24 protein-coding genes are annotated in these 18,015 nt (G+C 63.9%); 14 read left to right on the top strand and 10 right to left on the bottom strand.

Annotation, left to right across the window (positions count from 1 at the left end):
* Positions 1–1,203, top strand: a complete 1,203-nt coding sequence (gene kynU / locus GDN70_RS22400; protein WP_038946565.1) for a kynureninase — start codon at positions 1–3, stop codon at positions 1,201–1,203.
* A gap of 163 nt (positions 1,204–1,366) precedes the next feature.
* On the opposite strand, the gene GDN70_RS22395 is transcribed toward kynU, so the two are convergent.
* The gene (locus tag GDN70_RS22395; protein WP_038946566.1) at positions 1,367–2,155 is read right to left on the bottom strand and encodes a cobalamin-binding protein; all 789 of its coding nucleotides are present in this window, start codon (positions 2,153–2,155) and stop codon (positions 1,367–1,369) included.
* A 117-nt stretch (positions 2,156–2,272) separates the two neighbouring features.
* Here GDN70_RS22395 and GDN70_RS22390 point away from each other — a divergent pair, with 117 nt between their 5' ends.
* Positions 2,273–2,671, top strand: a complete 399-nt coding sequence (locus tag GDN70_RS22390) for a PaaI family thioesterase (RefSeq protein WP_038946567.1) — start codon at positions 2,273–2,275, stop codon at positions 2,669–2,671.
* A gap of 167 nt (positions 2,672–2,838) precedes the next feature.
* Positions 2,839–3,450: a GNAT family N-acetyltransferase gene (locus GDN70_RS22385; protein ID WP_038946568.1), complete on the top strand. Its 612-nt coding sequence runs from the start codon at positions 2,839–2,841 to the stop codon at positions 3,448–3,450.
* An 81-nt stretch (positions 3,451–3,531) separates the two neighbouring features.
* Here the strand turns inward: GDN70_RS22385 and GDN70_RS22380 are convergent, their stop codons facing one another.
* The 6 genes from GDN70_RS22380 to GDN70_RS22355 all read right to left on the bottom strand — a co-directional run bounded on the left by GDN70_RS22380 (position 3,532) and on the right by GDN70_RS22355 (position 6,656).
* Positions 3,532–3,837 (bottom strand): hypothetical protein, encoded by a 306-nt coding sequence (locus GDN70_RS22380; protein WP_028144951.1) that lies wholly within the window; start codon positions 3,835–3,837, stop codon positions 3,532–3,534.
* Positions 3,838–3,932: 95 nt separating this feature from the next.
* Positions 3,933–4,619 (bottom strand): DUF2161 domain-containing phosphodiesterase, encoded by a 687-nt coding sequence (locus GDN70_RS22375; protein WP_028144950.1) that lies wholly within the window; start codon positions 4,617–4,619, stop codon positions 3,933–3,935.
* 85 nt (positions 4,620–4,704) lie between these two features.
* Positions 4,705–4,959: a hypothetical protein gene (locus GDN70_RS35545; RefSeq protein WP_080670307.1), complete on the bottom strand. Its 255-nt coding sequence runs from the start codon at positions 4,957–4,959 to the stop codon at positions 4,705–4,707.
* On the bottom strand, positions 4,956–5,153 hold the full coding sequence (locus GDN70_RS22365; protein WP_028144949.1) for a hypothetical protein: 198 nt from the start codon (positions 5,151–5,153) through the stop codon (positions 4,956–4,958). Before GDN70_RS22365 ends, GDN70_RS35545 begins: the two co-directional genes overlap by 4 nt.
* 55 nt (positions 5,154–5,208) lie before the next feature.
* A complete protein-coding gene (locus tag GDN70_RS22360; protein ID WP_038946569.1) occupies positions 5,209–5,889 on the bottom strand; it encodes an SDR family oxidoreductase in 681 nt (226 codons plus the stop codon).
* Between the two features lie 23 nt (positions 5,890–5,912).
* Positions 5,913–6,656, bottom strand: coding sequence for a tyrosine-protein phosphatase (locus tag GDN70_RS22355; protein WP_038946570.1), 744 nt, complete (start codon positions 6,654–6,656; stop codon positions 5,913–5,915).
* A gap of 72 nt (positions 6,657–6,728) precedes the next feature.
* On the opposite strand from GDN70_RS22355, the gene GDN70_RS22350 reads away from it, so the two are divergent.
* A complete protein-coding gene (locus GDN70_RS22350) occupies positions 6,729–7,040 on the top strand; it encodes an MliC family protein (RefSeq protein ID WP_038946571.1) in 312 nt (103 codons plus the stop codon).
* A gap of 112 nt (positions 7,041–7,152) precedes the next feature.
* On the opposite strand, the gene GDN70_RS22345 is transcribed toward GDN70_RS22350, so the two are convergent.
* Positions 7,153–7,356 (bottom strand): DUF2735 domain-containing protein, encoded by a 204-nt coding sequence (locus GDN70_RS22345; RefSeq protein WP_028144945.1) that lies wholly within the window; start codon positions 7,354–7,356, stop codon positions 7,153–7,155.
* Positions 7,357–7,896: 540 nt separating this feature from the next.
* On the opposite strand from GDN70_RS22345, the gene GDN70_RS22335 reads away from it, so the two are divergent.
* From GDN70_RS22335 to GDN70_RS22305, 7 genes are all read left to right on the top strand, one after another.
* Entirely contained in the window at positions 7,897–8,931 is a 1,035-nt protein-coding gene (locus tag GDN70_RS22335; RefSeq protein ID WP_038946572.1) for a glutamine synthetase beta-grasp domain-containing protein, read from the top strand.
* 197 nt (positions 8,932–9,128) lie between these two features.
* Positions 9,129–9,830, top strand: a complete 702-nt coding sequence (locus GDN70_RS22330; RefSeq protein ID WP_038946573.1) for a GrlR family regulatory protein — start codon at positions 9,129–9,131, stop codon at positions 9,828–9,830.
* An 18-nt stretch (positions 9,831–9,848) separates the two neighbouring features.
* Positions 9,849–10,532 carry a substrate-binding domain-containing protein gene (locus GDN70_RS22325; RefSeq protein ID WP_028144942.1) on the top strand — a complete coding sequence of 228 codons (684 nt, stop codon included), beginning with the start codon at positions 9,849–9,851 and terminating at the stop codon, positions 10,530–10,532.
* Between the two features lie 32 nt (positions 10,533–10,564).
* Entirely contained in the window at positions 10,565–11,386 is an 822-nt protein-coding gene (locus GDN70_RS22320) for a tetratricopeptide repeat protein (RefSeq protein WP_038946574.1), read from the top strand.
* A gap of 70 nt (positions 11,387–11,456) precedes the next feature.
* A complete protein-coding gene (locus tag GDN70_RS22315; RefSeq protein WP_007591825.1) occupies positions 11,457–11,606 on the top strand; it encodes a hypothetical protein in 150 nt (49 codons plus the stop codon).
* Positions 11,607–11,863: 257 nt separating this feature from the next.
* Positions 11,864–12,568, top strand: a complete 705-nt coding sequence (locus GDN70_RS22310) for a hypothetical protein (RefSeq protein ID WP_028144940.1) — start codon at positions 11,864–11,866, stop codon at positions 12,566–12,568.
* Between the two features lie 198 nt (positions 12,569–12,766).
* Complete coding sequence (locus tag GDN70_RS22305; protein ID WP_152103050.1) at positions 12,767–13,726, top strand: ABC transporter substrate-binding protein; 960 nt, start codon at positions 12,767–12,769, stop codon at positions 13,724–13,726.
* Positions 13,727–14,052: 326 nt separating this feature from the next.
* Here the strand turns inward: GDN70_RS22305 and GDN70_RS22300 are convergent, their stop codons facing one another.
* Positions 14,053–14,469 carry an SRPBCC family protein gene (locus tag GDN70_RS22300; protein ID WP_038946577.1) on the bottom strand — a complete coding sequence of 139 codons (417 nt, stop codon included), beginning with the start codon at positions 14,467–14,469 and terminating at the stop codon, positions 14,053–14,055.
* Positions 14,470–14,583: 114 nt separating this feature from the next.
* Here GDN70_RS22300 and GDN70_RS22295 point away from each other — a divergent pair, with 114 nt between their 5' ends.
* The 3 genes from GDN70_RS22295 (at position 14,584) to GDN70_RS22285 (ending at position 16,945) form a co-directional block, all read left to right on the top strand.
* The gene (locus GDN70_RS22295; protein ID WP_131233219.1) at positions 14,584–14,781 is read left to right on the top strand and encodes a hypothetical protein; all 198 of its coding nucleotides are present in this window, start codon (positions 14,584–14,586) and stop codon (positions 14,779–14,781) included.
* 40 nt (positions 14,782–14,821) lie between these two features.
* On the top strand, positions 14,822–15,088 hold the full coding sequence (locus GDN70_RS22290; protein ID WP_028144937.1) for a hypothetical protein: 267 nt from the start codon (positions 14,822–14,824) through the stop codon (positions 15,086–15,088).
* A gap of 234 nt (positions 15,089–15,322) precedes the next feature.
* Complete coding sequence (locus GDN70_RS22285; RefSeq protein WP_028144936.1) at positions 15,323–16,945, top strand: ABC-F family ATP-binding cassette domain-containing protein; 1,623 nt, start codon at positions 15,323–15,325, stop codon at positions 16,943–16,945.
* On the opposite strand, the gene GDN70_RS22280 is transcribed toward GDN70_RS22285, so the two are convergent.
* Positions 16,942–17,937, bottom strand: coding sequence for a glycerophosphodiester phosphodiesterase family protein (locus GDN70_RS22280; RefSeq protein WP_152103049.1), 996 nt, complete (start codon positions 17,935–17,937; stop codon positions 16,942–16,944). The two genes, GDN70_RS22285 and GDN70_RS22280, sit on opposite strands and share 4 nt — an antisense overlap.
* Positions 17,938–18,015 lie beyond the last annotated feature (78 nt).

Genomic DNA, 18,015 nt, shown 5'->3' with positions numbered 1-18,015 from the left:
ATGACCAGATATCGCGTCTATGACGACACCAAAGCGCTGTTCCATCTGCCTGAAGGCGTGATCTATCTCGACGGCAACTCGCTCGGCGCGCTGCCGCTGGGGGTGGCCGAGCGCGTCAACCGCGTCATCACGACCGAGTGGGGCAATGAGCTGATCCGCGCCTGGAACAGTGCAGGCTGGTATGCGCAGCCGCGCCATGTCGGCGATCGCATCGCGCGGCTGATCGGCGCGGAAGCCGGCTCGGTGATGGTCGGAGACACGCTGTCGCTCAAGGTCTACCAGGCGCTGGCCGCTGCGCTCGACATGAACGCGTCGCGCAAGATCGTGCTGTCGGACACCGGCAATTTCCCGACCGACCTCTACATGGCCGAAGGCCTGATCGCGACGCTCGGGCGTGGCCATCAATTGCGTCTGGTGGCGCCGGAGGAGATCGAGGCTGCGTTGTCGGAGGAGGTCGCGGTGCTCTACGTCACCGAGATCGACTATCGCACCGGTCGCCGCCACGACATGGCGAAGCTCACGGCAAAGGCGCATGCGCTCGGCATCGTCACGGTCTGGGATCTCGCGCATTCCGCCGGCGCGCTGCCGGTCGATCTCGCCGGGAGCGGCGCCGATTTCGCGGCGGGGTGCACCTACAAATATCTCAACGCCGGCCCCGGCGCGCCGGCCTTCCTCTATGTCGCGCCACGCCACGCCGACAGCGCGCGCGCCGCTCTGTCGGGATGGATGGGGCATGCAAAGCCGTTCGCATTCGAGCTTGGCTATGCGGCCGCAGGTGGCGTCGAACGCATGCGCGTCGGCACACCCCCGGTGCTGGCAATGGCGGCGCTGGAGGCCTCGCTCGACATCTGGGACCGTGTCGATATGGCAGAGGTCCGTGCGCGCTCGCTGGCGCTCGGTGACTTGCTGATCGCCGAAGTCGCGCGCCGCTGCCGGTCTCTGAAGCTGGTGACCCCGCGCGCGCATGAGCACCGCGGCTCCCAAGTCTCCTTCGCCTTCGACGGCGGTTACGCCGCCATGCAGGCGCTGATCGCCCGCGGCGTCATCGGCGATTTCCGCGCGCCTGACATCATGAGGTTCGGGATTACGCCGCTGTATATTGGTGAGACCGAGGTGCTGAAGGCGGCCGAGATCATCGAGGAGGTGATCGCGGGCGAGGTCTGGCGGCGGCCGGAATATCAGTTGGTGAATGCGGTGACGTGAGGGAAGCCGTGCCCCGGACGCGGCGCGCCGCACTTGCGGCGTGATGCGCTGCAGAGCCTGGGCCCACGCCGCACCGTGCTCCGTCGCGAGATGGGTCCCGGCTCTGCGGAGCAACGCTGGGGCGTTGCAGCGCGTCCGGGACACGAGAGCGTCGGCGGCCGCGCTATCGGCGCTTATCCCACAACGCCGTCACGATCGCATCCAGCCCGTCCGTCAGCGCCGCCGGTCCTGGTTGCAGAATGATCGGCGACCTGATCTCGACGATACGATCGTCGCGCACGGCGGGGATATCACTCCAGCCCTCGCGCGCGCGGATGCGGGCAGAGACGACCTTCTTGCCGCACCAGGAGGCGAGGATGATTTCGGGCGCTGCCTCGCGAACCGCCTCCGCCGCAACGATGCGATCCTTCGCGGCCTGCTGATGTCTCAGCTCCGGAAAGATGTCCGTTCCGCCCGCGATCTCGATCAACTCCGACACCCAACCGATGCCCGAGATCAACGGATCGTCCCATTCCTCGAAATAAACTCTCGGTCGCGGCGAGGGGCGGGGTGTCGCGGCGATCGTGGCAAGGCGCCGCTCAAGGCCTTGCGCGAGTTCCTCCGCGCGTTCCGCCGCGCCGACCAGCGCACCGAGCGTGCGGATCATCGCCAAAATCCCGGCGACGTCGCGCTGGTTGAAGACGTGGACGTCGATGCCTGCGCGGACGAGATCGGCGACGATGCCGGCCTGGAGATCGGAGAAGGCCAGCACAAGGTCCGGTTCCAGCGCCAGGATCTTTGGAATGTCCGCGGACACGAACGCCGACACCCGCGGCTTCTCGCGCCGCACCTGCGACGGACGAACCGCGTAGCCGGACACGCCGACGATGCGATCCTGCTCGCCGAGCAGGTACAGCGTTTCGACGGTCTCTTCGGTCAGGCAGACGATGCGGCGGGGCGGGAAGTGGCGCATGGCGTTCCATATGCGCAAATGCCGGGCGATGTCACGGCGGCCCATGACCTCTGACGTCATTGCTTTGCCGCCCGAAGCAATTCACGTTGGGACAACAATCAATTGGGAGGACTTTTGATGACGCCGCTCGAGAAACTTAAAGCGATGAAGATGCCGTTTGCCGAGCTCAAGGGCGTCGAGTTCGTCGAGGCCGGGATGGACCGCGTGGTGGCGCGGATGATGGTCCGGCCCGATCTCTGCACGCTTCATCACACCATCCATGGCGGCGCTGTGATGGCGCTGGCCGATTCCGTCGGTGCGGCCGCGACCGTGATCAACCTGCCTGAGGACGCCAAGGGCACGACCACGCTGGAGAGCAAGACCAATTTCATCGGCGGGGCCAAGGAGGGAACCACGGTCATCGCCACCGCGACCCCGGTCCATCGGGGCCGGCGGACCCAGGTTTGGACCACCCGGCTGGAGACCGAGGACGGCAAGCTAGTCGCCATTGTCACCCAGACCCAGCTGGTCCTGTAAGACTACGGGGCGTTGATTTTATTAACGAATTGGTCGTCTCCCGTGCCTCTAAGTTGGGCAGGTCCTCGTCTTGTAAAAGATGCTGCGATGCACAATATAGGGGACCTAGGGATTCGAACGCCTCCTCGAGGGACACCAAGAGGAGTTTTGACTTGTCACTCGAAGATTTGGCCCTTGAGGCCACCACCCGCACAACCCACGTTCCAGGCTATGTGCGGACCTTGAGCCAGCAGGAAGAATTGCCGCTCCTGCGCGATCATCTGCTGCGGCTCGATGCCGGAAGCCGGCACGACCGCTTTAACGGCTTTCTCGACGACTCATTCATCGAGCGTTACGCCGCCCGCTGCGCCGAGGACGGCACCGTGATCGTCGCCTATATCGTCGACGGCGTGGTCCGTGGTGCTGCCGAGCTGCATCCGCCGGAAGATGGTTCGCTGCCTGAAGTCGCCTTCAGCGTGGAAGCCACCGCGCGCCGCCAGGGCGTCGGCACGGTCTTGTTCAGCCGCCTGATCGCTGAAGCGCGCTGGAAAGGCTACAAGAGCCTGCGCATCACCACGGGCGCCGAGAATCACGCCATGCGGGCGCTCGCCAGGAAGTTCGGCGCGCATCTGGCTTTCCGCCACGGCGAATCGACTGGCACTATCGACCTCGCCAAGACGCCTGAGGCCGAACTCGCCGATCTCGCGGCCTCGCCGTTCAGGGCCGGCCGCGCTTTGCTCAGCTTCAACTCGACCTGCTGGAAGATCATCTCCAGCATGTACGGCCATCGCGCCGCCTGAGTTCAGGAAACTGTCGGGAATCAAAAAGCGGACCGGCAAAACCGGTCCGCTTTCGTATTGGGAGCAGGGGTATGAAGCCCTTTAGGTGCCAGTGCGTGTGGCGGCGCTGAAGCGGCGGACGACGCGGCGTTCGACCACGACCGACCGCTGCGCGCCCTGTTCGCCGGCGATCACGCGCGTGGCGGTGATGCGGCTGTTGGTGCGCGCCTGCTTCTTGACCTCGGCCTGCACGACATCAAGCGGCATCCCCATCAGAGCTGCGGCGATCTCGGCCTGCTGCTCATGGTCGTCGGTGATGCCGACGGCGGCGAAGATCGCCTCATCCAGGGTGGGCGGATCATGGCGGACGCGCCGCGTGCCATATTTGGTATTCCAGTCTGCGCTCATAACGGCCTCGTTTTGATGCCGGGATACCTAGTGCCGCAAATGTTGCATTGCAATATGAAATTAGTGTGGCATCTCAGCTATGCACCGGTCGGGTGTCAGGGCGGTGATGCGACACCGGCATCGACCTCAATCCGTTGTTGCGGCCAGCGCTTCAGGGCGGCATGCCCGGCCTCGGTGAGCCCGTAGATTCCCCGGTCGGCCCGTTCGAACCAGCCATACACATTGTTAAGCAAGATCTTGCCGGCGTCAGGGCAGCGCTCGCGCAATTCGCGCACGGGCCGCGGCCCGTCGGCGAGCGCCGAGGCGCAGGCCAGAGCCTGCTGCCGATAGGCCGTCATGATCGGTGCGCGGGTGCTGCCGCCGAGCACGGGATCGCCCTGGCGGCGCTGGTGCTCCGCGACGAGACGCGACCGTACCTTCGGCTCGCGGCGGGGCGCCGCGGTCGGCGGCTTCACCAGCACCTCGACCTGGCCGCGATCGGTCACGCCGAGCATGCCGAAGCCGAGGCGGCGGCAGAGATTGCGATAGCGCGCATCGCTTTCACGCCCCTTGCCCCGGATCGACATCTTTGCCGCAATCCAGACCTCGTCGCCGGCCGGCGCGCGGTCGACCGCCTGGAGGATCAGCTCGAGATTGAAGGCGAGCTTGAGCTCGCCGATCACCACCACGGGCGGATCGCCGGCGCTGAGGCCCACGAGATCGCAGCCGCCGATCTCGCCCTTTACGGTGAAGCCGAGCTCTTCGAGGAAGCGTTTGACGGGCAGGTAAAGCGCGGTTTCCAAAGAACGTGTCCGAAGCTTGCGTTTCGATCGGAGAATCAGTTGCGGGCAGTCTAGCCCGGATCGGACACGGCCAGAGGGCCACGTTTCAGCCTACGAGCCGATCATAGTCGGCATGGGAGCCGATCCAGAACCAGACGTAGGCGTCGTTCGTCTCGACCGCCAACGCTCTATAGCGAAGGCTGACTCTAGCCGACCAAAATCGTCCGACTTTCTTGAATTGCAGCGATGGGTGGGTGGGATCGCTTTTCAAGAGCGCGAAATTCGCGTCTGCCAATTTCCTAACATTAGCAGGCAAGGCCGCGTAAGCTTTCCAAAATCTTGGCGAAGCCGCGTGTTTCACAAGTCGCGCGTCTGCCCTGTGCGGTAGGCGTTCAGCGCTTCCTCGGCGAACGCATCGAGCCTTCCTGCTTGAGCGTCGCGCTCCAGGGCTTGATCAAAGCGCTGTGCATCAAACTGCTCGAACCACGCGCGAAAGCGTGCCAGTTCGCTTGGCGTCAGCAGCTCTACCGCTTTCTCAATATCTTCGGTCGTCATGACTTAAATATAGCAATTTCTGCTTGCTACGAAAAGACGGGCCGAACCTCTTCGATTAAACCCGCCCGCCGACCGGGATCAGCGCGCCGGTGACGCCGCTGGCCGCGTCGCCGGTGAGGAACAGGATGACTTCAGCAAGTTCCCGCGGCGTTACCCATTTGGAGAAGTCCGCCTTCGGCATGTCGGCGCGGTTGGCGGCGGTGTCGATGATCGACGGCAGCACCGCGTTCACGGTGACCTTGCCTTTCCACTCGTTGGCCAGCGACTCGGTGAGGCGATGCACGCCCGCCTTGGACGCCGCATAGGGCCCCATGCCGGAGCCTGCCTGGATCGCGCCCATGGCGCCGATATTGACGATGCGGCCGGCCCTGGACGTTGCGAGATGCGGCAGCGCCGCGCGCGAGGCGTTGAGCGCGGTCAGGACGTTCAGTGCGTACATGCGCTGCCAGGTCTTGACGTCGCCATCGCCCACGGTCTCGAAGGCGAAGCCGCCGGCGATGTTGATCAGCGCATCGAGCCTGCCGAAATGCTTGGCCGCCGCATCAATTGCCGTCTTCGCCTGGGGCGCCTCGGACAGGTCGACGCCGCCGATCTCGATGCTCTCGGGCGTTGCGGGAATCTGCGATGGCGCGTGATCGATGCCGGCCACGCGCGCGCCGCGCGATCGTGCGATCTCCGCAACCACCTTGCCGAGCGCGCCGTGTGCGCCTGTCACGATCAGGACCTTGTCTTGCATCATCGTTCTCCGGGCACGGCTGTCTATGATTGCAGGTAGCGCGCCTGCAGCGCGGTCCGCTCCGCCGTGCCGAGCTTGAGGGCGTCGCGCAAATAGGTTTCGAGATCGCCATATTCACTGCCGATGGCTTCGAATGCAGCGGCAAGGTACGAGGCTTCGACGCTGCCGATGGCATTGCGTACGTCCTCCGGCAGGTCGAAGGCGGCCGTCGCATCGCGTTTGTAATGCCGGTTGGTGAGCAGGTAGTCCTCGGCAATGATTTCATCGGGTACGCCGAGCGCATGCAGGATCAGCGCGCTGGCGAAGCCGGTGCGGTCCTTGCCCGCAGTGCAATGGATCACCAGCGGCGCGCGATCTTCGAGGAGATGGCCGAACAGGTTGCGAAAGCTGTTCGTGTGGTGGCGAACGTAGTTGCGATAGGATTCGCGCATGAGCTCCAGCGCGACCGGTGCAGTCAGCGTGCCGCTTGCGAGTTCGGTACGCAGCGCAGCCACGACGCTCGGTTCGATCGGCAGCGAATGCACCGTGATCTCGCTGACGACGCAGACGCCGGCCGCGCGCTCCTCAACCCCACGGAAATCGAAAGCGCTCCGCACCCCGAGCGCCCTGACGATCTCGATATCGGCGGCGGTGAGCTGGCCGAGATGGTTGGAGCGGAAGATGTGCCGCCAGCGCGTGGTGCGGCCGTCGTTGGTCGGGTAGCCGCCGAGATCGCGAAAATTGCTGGCGCCTTGCAGGGCGAGGTGACGGGCAGGGGAATCTGACATGGGATCGGCTTCGGTTATGGTTCCATTGGGCGCACGAGAGGGCGTCCTTGAAAGCTATTACAGGGGGCGATCATGGGCCGGCACAAGGCCATTCTTTTGACGACCGCCATGCTGGCAGCTGGAATGACCAGTGCGCGACAGACTGAAGCGCAGATGTTCCAGACCTATCGCTGTGCCGATGGTACGCAGTTCGTCGTCGGGTTTTATGACGACGACAAGCGCGCCTTTCTCCAGATCGACGGCGAGCCGGTCACGCTCGCCAAGCGGCTGTCGGTCGCCGGAAAACGCTATTCGGGGGCGGGTATCACGCTGACCATCGGAAGGACCGCGGGCACCACGGTCAAGCATCTGAAGCGGCCGGTGACGGCCTGCGCGGTGATCTGAACGGCGTGGTTCACGCGAGCATCAAAAAGGGCCGAAACATCGCTGTTTCGACCCTTTTCGAGCTGCCGCCGGGCGCCTGCGAGACGCGGCGGTTTCAAACCGACCATAGGCATTAGCGATCCCATTTCGGCTTGGCGTCGTCGACCGCGTCCTGGTGGTACCAGCTGTCGCTGCAGATCGAGACATTCGCCGGAAGCGAAGCGTGATCGGCAGGAAGGCGGGTCTCGCCATAGCGGCGTCCCGCGAGAGCCGCGCGGCCCCCGACCGGGAATTGGTAGATCGTTGCCGATCCGTGACTCAGACCATTGTTCATCATTGCGATTTCTCCTTGGTCGAAGCGCCTTGGCCTCCATGGTGCGCCCGACTCGTTCGATTGTGGTTACTGGAATCCCCATATCGGCCGCGCATCCCGAAATGCAAAGTGCTGAAAACGAAATCAGTTTCCGCCTAATTTGTAGGCATGTGGCCTGCTGCATCCCCTAAGGCACCGTTTCGGTGGCCAACGACTGGGCCATTCCAAAGGTTGCTAGGCGGGGGTGTGGAGCTTTGCGAAAATTGCTGGACGTTGATGCGCGTTTCATCGGCAACCTCCGGCGCGGGCCGTCCTGCTTCAGAATCGGGCGCTTTTCACGGGATTTTTGCGGTGCAGCTACACGCAAAGGTGCGCGGCTATGACGCACGACGAGGTCGACATCGCCTCGACGCCGGGCCGGGGACAGTCCCGGTGGAGAACCTCCCGCGCTGCGGCCTTTTGGCACGTTAAATGCTTGTAAAGGGCCGGCCGATGATGGCCGGGTACAAAACGTTCGGGGGCCGCCAGGCCCCCAACCTTTCGCATCATCTACAGAGAGGCTCAATGACCAAGTATAAGCTCGAGTACATCTGGCTCGACGGATATACGCCGACTCCGAACCTGCGCGGCAAAACTCAGATCAAGGAATTCGCGTCGTTCCCGACGCTTGAGCAGCTTCCGCTCTGGGGCTTCGATGGCTCCTCCACCCAGCAGGCCGAAGGCCACAGCTCCGATTGCGTGCTGAAGCCGGTCGCCGTCTTCCCGGACGCCGCGCGCACCAACGGCGTGCTCGTGATGTGCGAAGTCATGATGCCCGATGGCAAGACCCCGCACGCCTCCAACAAGCGCGCCACCATTCTCGACGACGCCGGCGCCTGGTTCGGCTTCGAGCAGGAATACTTCTTCTACAAGGACGGCCGTCCGCTCGGCTTCCCGACCTCGGGTTATCCGGCGCCGCAGGGCCCGTACTACACCGGCGTCGGCTTCTCGAACGTCGGCGACGTCGCCCGCAAGATCGTCGAAGAGCACCTCGACCTTTGCCTCGCTGCCGGCATCAACCATGAAGGCATCAACGCGGAAGTCGCCAAGGGCCAGTGGGAATTCCAGATCTTCGGCAAGGGCTCCAAGAAGGCCGCTGACGAAATGTGGATGGCCCGCTATCTGATGCTGCGCCTCACCGAGAAGTACGGCATCGACATCGAATTCCACTGCAAGCCGCTCGGCGACACCGACTGGAACGGCTCCGGCATGCACGCCAACTTCTCGACCGAGTATATGCGCAACGTCGGCGGCAAGGAGTATTTCGAGGCCCTGATGGCCGCCTTCGACAAGAACCTGATGGACCACATCGCCGTCTACGGCCCGGACAATGACAAGCGTCTGACCGGCAAGCACGAGACCGCGCCGTGGAACAAGTTCAGCTACGGCGTTGCCGACCGCGGCGCTTCGATCCGCGTGCCGCACTCCTTCGTCAACAATGGCTACAAAGGCTATCTGGAAGACCGTCGTCCGAACTCGCAAGGCGACCCATACCAGATCGCTTCGCAGATCCTGAAGACGATCGCCTCCGTGCCGGCCGACAAGAAGGCTGCGGCCTAAGATCCTCCCGGCCCGGGCTGGGGGCTGGCCCGGGTTGGCTCTCAATCCGCCGGAGCTGAAAGGCTCCGGCGGATTTTTAGCATCTTGATGACAGCCATTCCCGTGACGCAGCAGGGCTGCGTCGCGTGAAGCCTGTCCATATCGGCCCAAAGCGGGATAGAGTGCCCGCAGGATGCGCGCAGGGCCGGGGACGGCTGGTGTTTGAAGGCTTCTACAAGGTGAAATTTCAGCTCGGCGACGCCGTCGGCCGGAGCGTGATGCATGCCGGCAACGGCAAGATGCTGGGCGGCAACTCGGCCTTCGCCCATATCGGCACCTACGAGAAGACCGACAGCGGCGTCGACGTCGTGATCAGCACCGTCCGCCATAACCCCGATCCGAACTACCGCGCCATGGCAGGCACCGACGATGCGACCTTGCTGGCCAAGGGCTGGGCGGATGGCGACCTCTATCGCTTCAAGGGTGAGCTGAAGGAGCTGCCCGGCATTCCCTTCCAGTCGGTGATGACGCCGATCACGGAAGACGAGGTGCCGATCGCCGGTGGCGTCGGCGAAGCCGGCATCGCGGACGGCCTCTACTCAATCCATCTGCGCATGCTCGACGGTCTGGACGGCGGCCTCACCGGCGTGATGCTGCTCAACCGGGGCCGCATCCTCGGCGGCGATGCGGCATTCTACTATCTCGGCAGCTACACCGCCGCGAACGGGCGCTGGAAGGGCCAGATACTCAACCAGGAGCACACGCCGGCCAAGGACGACCCGATCTTCGGCGGCCACGAGGTCGGTATCGGCTTCTCCGGCAGCTACGATGCGGAGCAGGCGGTGCTGGAGGCGACTGCGCTTGCCGGCAAGCGCAGCCTGCGCCTGACCGCCGCGCTCAAGCTGATGCATCGCGCCTGATCGCGACGGAAATCGCTCATGGAAATCCTTCGCATGCTTTCGACGCTCGGCCTGATGGGTGCGATGCGCAGCCTGTCGTCCGCGTACGAAGCCGCAACCGGCGTCCGCATCGACGCCGACTTCGCGCCGACCCTCGCTCTGCTGAAGCGCCTGCGCGACGGCGAGGCCGCCGATCTCGTGATCCTCACGCGCGAGGGGCTGGACGAGATGATCGCGGAGGGCCGCGTGCTCTCAGAGAGCGCCGCCGATCTGGCGCGCTCCTATGTCGGCATTGCCGTGCGGGCAGGGCAGGCGCATCCCGATATCGGAAGCGAAGCGGCGCTGCGCAGGACGCTGCTCGCAGCGCGGTCCATCGCCTATTCGCGGCTGGGCGCGAGCGGCGTCTACTTCGCCCAGCTGATCGTGCGGATGGGGATCGCAGCCGAGATCAACGCAAAGGCGACCATCGTCGAGCAGGGCTTTACAGCCGAGCGTCTCGTCAGCGGCGAGGCCGACCTCGCCGTGCAGCAGATCAGCGAGCTGAAGCAGGTCGGCGGCATCGAGGTGGTGGGACCGATCCCGCACGAGCTGCAGACACCGGCGGTGTTCTCCGCCGGCCGCATGGCAGGGGCGAAGCACGCCGACGCCGCGGACCGTCTGCTGCGCTATCTGGCATCGCCCGAGGTCGTACCCGTCCTGCGCCAATCGGGACTCGAGCCTTGAATTTGCCGGGGCGGGGACGCAACGTGACGACCATGCGGACTTGTCTCCTTGCCATCGTCCTCGTGCTTGCCGCGCCGTTGGCGGCGCGCGCGCAATCGGCCGATCTGGTGTTGTGCGACCGGGTCGCGGCCGATCCCAGCGATCCCGACAAGCCGGCTGACGTGAAGGGCGTCGCGGAGATCGCGTCTTCCGACGTCGCGACGGCGATCAGGTTCTGCAAGCAGGCCGCGCCGTCCTCGCGCCGCGCGATGTTCGCACTCGGCCGCGCTTACGCGGCCAACCGGCAGACGGCGGAGGCGATCGCTGCCTGGCGCAAGGCCGCCGACAAGGGATCGAGCGCGGCGATGGTCGAGCTCGGTGTTGCCTATGGCACCGGCTCCGGCATCGCCAAGGACGAGGCGCAGGCGCGAAAACTGTTCGAGAAGGCGGCGCAATCAGGCAACCCCCGCGGCGTCAGCAACCTCGCTGCGCTCGGCGGCGCAGGGGGCGCCGCGCCGGCCGATCCCGCGCAGGCGCGCGCGCTGCTCGGCAAGGCTGCCGAGACCAATGCGGAGGCGCAGTACCAGCTCGGCCTGATGCTTTCCGAAGGCACGGGCGGTGCGAAGGACGACGTCGCGGCGCGTGCGCTGTTCGAGAAAGCGGCGGCGCAAAATCATCCCGGCGCGCTGGAGCGGATGGGGGCCTTCGCACAGGAAGGCCGCGGCGGCGCAAAGGACAAGGACGCCGCGAAGACCTATTACGAGCGCGCCGCCGCGCTCGGCGACGAGGACGCCAAGAAGGCGCTGGAGCGGCTGCGCTGCCCCTATGCGATCAAGGACAAGCAGGGCAAGCTCGTCACCACGCTGTGTTTCTGAGCAGAGCCGCACGCGACGGAACCTCAATCGCGTGGACGCCGTTGATCTCAAGACACAACGGAGCGCGATCATGATCCGTAAACTGGCGTCGGGCGAATACCGCCTCTATTCACGCAAGGTGAATCCGAAGACCGGCAAGCGTCGTAACCTCGGGACCTTCCGGAGTCGCGCGGCCGCCGAGAAGCACGAGCGCGAGGTGCAGTATTTCAAGCGTCACTGAAGCGGGACGCCGTCCGCCGGAACAAAAATGTCGAAAACAACCCCATGCACAGTAGGCGGGGCCTTGAAATCGCAGCGGAATTACGCGCGATGGATTTTGCGAAACCCGCTTTGACCCGTCGGGCAAAACAGGAGCATGATGGCATTGTGGCGGGGAGGCGCCCCGCAAGGGCCCTGCGCGAAAAAGCCGGATGGCCTGGCTGGGGCAGCAGTGCTAGGTAGCCCACGATTCTTTTCCGATTTTGCGGGTTCATTGCGTTGCTGGACGGGCTCTACAAGGTTGAATACGGCGTCAACGATGCGTTCGGGCGCAGCATCATGTGCCTGCACGACGGCAAGATGCTGGGCGGTAATTCGGCCTTCGCGCATCTCGGCACCTATGTCGAGCGCGATGGCGAGATCATTGCCGAGGTGATCACCGAGCGGCATAACGAGGATCCCCATTACAAGCCGCTGATGGGCGCCGACGTCGCCAGGATCGGCGCGCGCGGGCGGCTGCACGGCAACCAGATCCGTCTTGCCGGCGGCGCGGATACCATGCCGGGCGCCGGTTTCTGGGCCAATCTGACTAGGCTCGACGATGGAGCGCTGCCGCCCCGCGGCACGATCGGGCAGGGCGGCATCGCCAACGGGCTCTACGGGATGGGTCTGCGCGCGCTAGACGGTGTCGATGCAGGGCTCTCCGGTGTCATGCTGCTGATCGACGGCCGCATCCTCGGCGGCGATGCGTTCTTCTACTATCTCGGCTCCTATTCCTCGGCGGACGGCCGCTGGAAGGGCGAGATGCTCAACCAGGAGCACACGCCGGCGAAGGGCGAGAACCCCGTGTTTGGCGGCTATGAGGTCGGGATCGGCTTCTCCGGGACCTGCAACGAGGATAGCGGCGAGCTCGAAGGCATCGCGCTTGCCGGCAAGCGCAGCTTGCGGCTGGCGGCTTCGCTGAGGTTGATGAGAAGGGCTTAGGACGTTTGCCGTGCGGATGTCCGGTTGCTGAGGTGAAGCGGCCCTCGACGCGTCGGCGCGGCGATGTCAGCTAGTGACCCGAAGCGGGCATGCGCCATCTCGCCGCATTTGCGACGCGGCAGTTGCATTCGCAGCAAGTGCGACGACCATTGACACCTGATACTCTGCACCTGTCCCCCCAGCTGCGATGAGGATCGAATGAAGCGGCGGGAGTTCATGGCGACTGCTGCGGCGCTGGTCGTTTCGCCACGACGGTTGGGGGCGCAAGGAATGCCTCGCCGTATCGGTTTCTTCGGTTTCTTAGATCCGATAGCTCGCGAAGCGTGGCGCACCGGCTTACGTGAAAGGGGTTGGATCGAGGGCAAGAACCTGCTCATCGAATATCGCAATTATGCAGACCCCTCGGATCGCTTGCAAACCTATGCTGCGGAGTTGGTAGCCCTAGCTCCCGATCTGATAGTTGCCGCCGGGCCGCAAGCAGCCTCCGCCCTGAAATCGGCCACCATTCCGATTGTCTTCGTGGTTGTTGCCGATCCTGTTGGACTTGGCCTGGTTCAAAGCCTCTCGCGCCCAGGCGGCAACATGACCGGTCTTACCTCGTGGGTTCCGGGAGATTGGTTTGGAAAACAAATCGAAATCCTCCGCGAACTGATACCCCATGCCGCAAAAATTGCGCTCTTAGTCAATCGCGACAACCCAATGCACAGGCTGCTGTTAGCTGAGGAGGTACCAAGCACAGCCCGAAAGCGCGGGGTCGCTCTGTCTATAGTCGAGGCGACTAAGACCGAGGAACTCGACACCGCCTTTGCTTCAGCAGCTGCCCAGCGCGCCGATGCAATGATTGTTTTTGGCGACATTCTGACCATTCGCCAAGCCCCGCGAGTTGTCGGGCTCGCGGCGGAGTACCATTTGCCCGCGATTTACTTCTTCCGACAATTCGCCGATGGCGGATTGGTCGTCTACGGCCCCGATATAGCCGATCTATTCCGCCGTGCAGGCGGCTACGTCGATAAGATCCTCAAGGGCACCAAGCCTGCCGATCTGCCGGTAGAGCAGCCGACCAAGTTCGAGCTAGTCATCAACATGAAAACGGCGAAAGCGCTCGACCTCACTGTGCCGCCCTCGTTACTCGTTCGTGCCGATGAGGTGATCGAATAGAGATGGGATTTGCTGCGATGCATGAATCCAATGCCCGACGCTGCACCGGTCACGAACGCAGTCTTTCCAGCGAGTTCCTTCACGCGCAGCCTTCCCGTGGAAGCGGACACCTGGCGCCAATAAGCCAAGTGTCCCCGGGCGCCATATGACCCCGTTTTCGAGCGATTGGGAAGCGTGCCGAATGTCCGCTTGTGACCCCGTGGCTGACCTCGGTCGCCGCCTGTCGGATGTCAGCAAGCGACCCCAAGGGGACTATTTCATTTCCGTCAGGTACTCCGCGGAAATCCGACCACGCCTGTCAGGATCTCCATCTCCTGCCCACCACGTCACGACTTATTCTGTCTTGCCTCCACATATCGCGCGAAGCTATCGAGGATCGCCTGCCAACCGCCTTGCTGTTGCTCGACGGAGTGCGTCGGTTCGCTATCGAAGACGACGCGGACGACAACTCCTTTTGGGCCGGGCACGAATTCAACTTCGGCCTTTCGATCGCCGAACGCGTATTCGATCCGCTTGTGGTTAACGATCTTCGTGTAAGTGCCGGCGAAGTCGAAACCCATGCTGCCGTCCTTGGCCTCCATGCGCGACGAGAACGCGCCGCCATCACGCAGGTCGACCGTAGCCCTGGTCGTATGCCAGTCGTCGGACGCTGCGTTCCACTTCACGATATCGGCAGGCGTCGTATAGGCACGCCAGACCTGATCGACGGGGGCTGCTACGTTGGTCTCGACGGTAATTCTCATGGGCATTGCTCCAGGTTCACTTTGACGGTTCGAGGCGACGACATCACTTCACGTCGCGGGTCCATACAGGGCACTTCCGGGAAGTGTCCACCCGAGGACGATCGAGACTGGCCCATGCCGACATGGTCACGCCGTTCATGTGTAAAAAAACGAAAGGGTGTCATCAAAACGCCTCTGGGCCATCCGCTATCGACCGCGATCAAATTCACGGGCACTATCTGTGGCGAGTTCGGTATCGGCGCCGAGGCAAAGATCATGACGCCGATGCCCGAGGCGGAAGTTGCTCTCGACGCGTCGAGGAACGGCCTCTAGCGCAGCTTGTTGGTCCGGGAAGCAGTCAGGAGGCGTGACCATGGAACGCATCAGCAAGGGCCAGATCCTCCTGCTCGCCGTTTTGGCAATGATCCTGATCTTGACCGGGGTCTGGGCCGTTTCGGTATGGAATGCCAGCAGCGGGGTCGAGATCGGCAAGCACGGCTGGATCGCGCTAGGCCTTGGCACATTTTTCTCCTTGCTGATCGGATGCGGACTGATGGCGCTGATGTTCTTCAGCAGCCGCAGCGGTCACGATGACAGCGCCGATCCCTTCCGCCACAAGCAAGACAAATCGGCCGAGTGACGTTCGAGGTCGCATCCAGCCCGCAACCAATTTCGGCGCGGCGAGCCGATCATGTCGCCTCCAAACTCAGAGGAGATGGCAATGATGCGGACGGTCGAGGTTTATGGGCCCCAGGCTGCGGGGTGAAAGGACGGAATTGGCACCCGGCAGGGCGGATCCGTACCCCGCCGGGCTTCCCCTGGGGGCCCGCATGGCCTATGACGCTGCAACGCAAAAATCCCCCAAAAGATACTCATGATCCGCCTCGACAACGTCAGCAAGCAAGCCGGCCACCAAATCCTATTCATTGAAGCCTCCGCCGCCCTCAACAAGGGCGAGAAGATCGGCTTGGTCGGGCCGAACGGTGCCGGCAAGACCACGCTGTTCCGGATGATCGCCGGTGAGGAACTGCCCGACGAGGGGCAGGTTTCGACCGATCGCGGCATCACCATCGGCTATTTCAACCAGGACGTCGGCGAGATGTCTGGCCGCAGTGCCGTGGCCGAGGTGATGGACGGGGCCGGTCCCGTCAGCGAGGTCGCGGCCGAGCTGCGCGAGCTCGAGGCCGCCATGGCCGACCCTGACAAAGCCGACCAGATGGACGAGATCATCACCCGCTACGGCGAGGTGCAGCACCGTTTCGAGGAGCTCGACGGCTATGCGCTCGACGGCCGCGCGCGCGAAGCGCTGTCCGGCCTCGGCTTCAGTCAGGAGATGATGGACGGCGACGTCGGAAAACTCTCCGGCGGCTGGAAGATGCGCGTCGCGTTGGCGCGTATTCTTTTGATGCGCCCCGACGTCATGCTGCTCGACGAGCCGAGCAACCATCTCGATCTCGAAAGCCTGATCTGGCTGGAAAAATTCCTGCACGACTACGAAGGCACGCTGCTGATGACCTCGCATGACCGCGAGTTCATCAACCGCGTGATCTCCAAGGTGATCGAGATCGATAGCGGCTCGCTCACCACCTATACCGGCGATTACGAATTCTACGAGCAGCAGCGGGCGCAGAACGAGAAGCAGCAGCAGGCGCAGTTCGAGCGCCAGCAGGCCATGCTCGCCAAGGAGATCAAGTTCATCGAGCGCTTCAAGGCGCGCGCCTCTCATGCCGCTCAGGTGCAGAGCCGGGTGAAGAAGCTCGACAAGATCGAGCGGGTCGAGCCGCCGCGCCGCCGCCAGAGCGTGGCGTTCGACTTTCCGCCGGCACCGCGCTCGGGCGAGGACGTCGTGGCGCTCAAGAACGTGCACAAGGGCTACGGAGCCAAGCGCATCTATGACGGGCTCGATTTCATGATCCGGCGTAGGGAGCGCTGGTGCGTGATGGGCGTCAACGGCGCCGGCAAGTCGACGCTGCTCAAGCTCGTCGCGGGCGCGAGCGAGCCGGACCAGGGCACGGTGGCTGTCGGCGGCAGCGTCAAGATGGGCTATTTCGCCCAGCACGCGATGGACCTGCTCGACGGCGAGCAGACGGTGTTTCAGTCGCTCGAATACGCGTTTCCGACCGCGGGGCAGGGCTCCTTGCGCGCGCTCGCCGGCTGCTTCGGCTTCTCCGGCGACGATGTCGAGAAGCGCTGCCGCGTGCTCTCGGGCGGCGAGAAGGCGCGGCTGGTGATGGCCAAGATGCTGTTCGACCCGCCGAATTTTTTGGTGCTGGACGAGCCGACCAACCATCTCGACCTCGCCACCAAGGAGATGCTGATCACGGCGCTTTCGGATTTCGAGGGCACCATGCTGTTCGTCTCGCATGACCGGCACTTCCTGGCGACGCTGTCGAACCGCGTGCTGGAGCTGACGCCGGAAGGCATCCATCAGTTCGGCGGCGGCTACACGGAATATGTCGCGCGGACTGGGCAGGAGGCGCCGGGGTTGCGGAGCTAATCTCTGCTCGTTCCCGCAACCTTGCCCGCAATCTTGGCGATGGCCTCGATCTCGTTGGTCCAGACGCCGCCGGAATAGTCTTGCGGCAACTGCGCGAACGCTTCCGGCGTATCGATGCCGGTGGAGAACTCTCCGCCGCTGTAGGGACCGAGCACGAACACCGCGCTGTTGACGCCGTTCATGCGTGCGAGGAAGCGATCGGGCCAGCCCCATAGCCAGGGTGCGGCGTTGATCGGCACCAGCACCATCGCGTTGCGGCAGGCCGCCGGGACCAGGCCGGTCCAGCCATAGCCGATATAACGGATCAGGCAGTTCCGGATCGCCGCACGCGAGATCGTGCGGACATCTGGGGTGAGGTGACGGATCGCGTCGATGGGCTCGTCGCCGCCATAAACCATGACCGCGCGGCGCCGCTCGGCCGGCAGCGCATTCAGCACGCCGGCAAGTGTCTCGCCTTCGTTCGGGTCTCGGCTCTTCACGTTGATGAGGAGTTTCTTGTCAGGGAAGGTGGCCAACGCCTCGGACAATGTCGGCATCATTCCAATCCCCTTGCCGCGGAAGGGGAAGGTCTTGCCGCCGTCGGCGGTGTAGCCGTAGCCGATATCGAGCATTTTCAGCTTCGCCATACTCTGCTCGCGCGTGACGCCGTGGCCGTCGGTACGGCAGTCGAGCGTCCAGTCGTGGAATACGGCGAATTCACCGTCGGTCGTCGGATGCACGTCGAGCTCGACCACGTCGGCGCCGGCGTCAAAACCGGCGCGCATCGATGGAATGGTGTTCTCGAGATAATCGTGGGTCGGCGGCAGCATCCGCGCGGCGGTGCAGGTGTCGCTCTTCACATCGCGCTCATCGAAGCGTTGCGCCATGCCGCGATGGGCAAGCAGCACCGGCTTGCCGCCCTGATGCGGCGCCAGAAGGCTGGTGTTGTTGATGTAGACGCCTGCCGCGACGGCGATGATGGCTGTCGTCGCGAATTTGAGTTTCCAGCCCACAGATGATTCCCAATTCCGCGATCACCCTCAGTGGTATTTGAGGTTGATTTGCGGCGATCGTTTCGCAGGGGCGCTGTC

This window comes from Bradyrhizobium sp. TM102 (genome assembly GCF_009176685.1).
Lineage (GTDB): Bacteria > Pseudomonadota > Alphaproteobacteria > Rhizobiales > Xanthobacteraceae > Bradyrhizobium > Bradyrhizobium ottawaense.
This window is presented reverse-complemented; position numbering and strand designations above follow the sequence as displayed.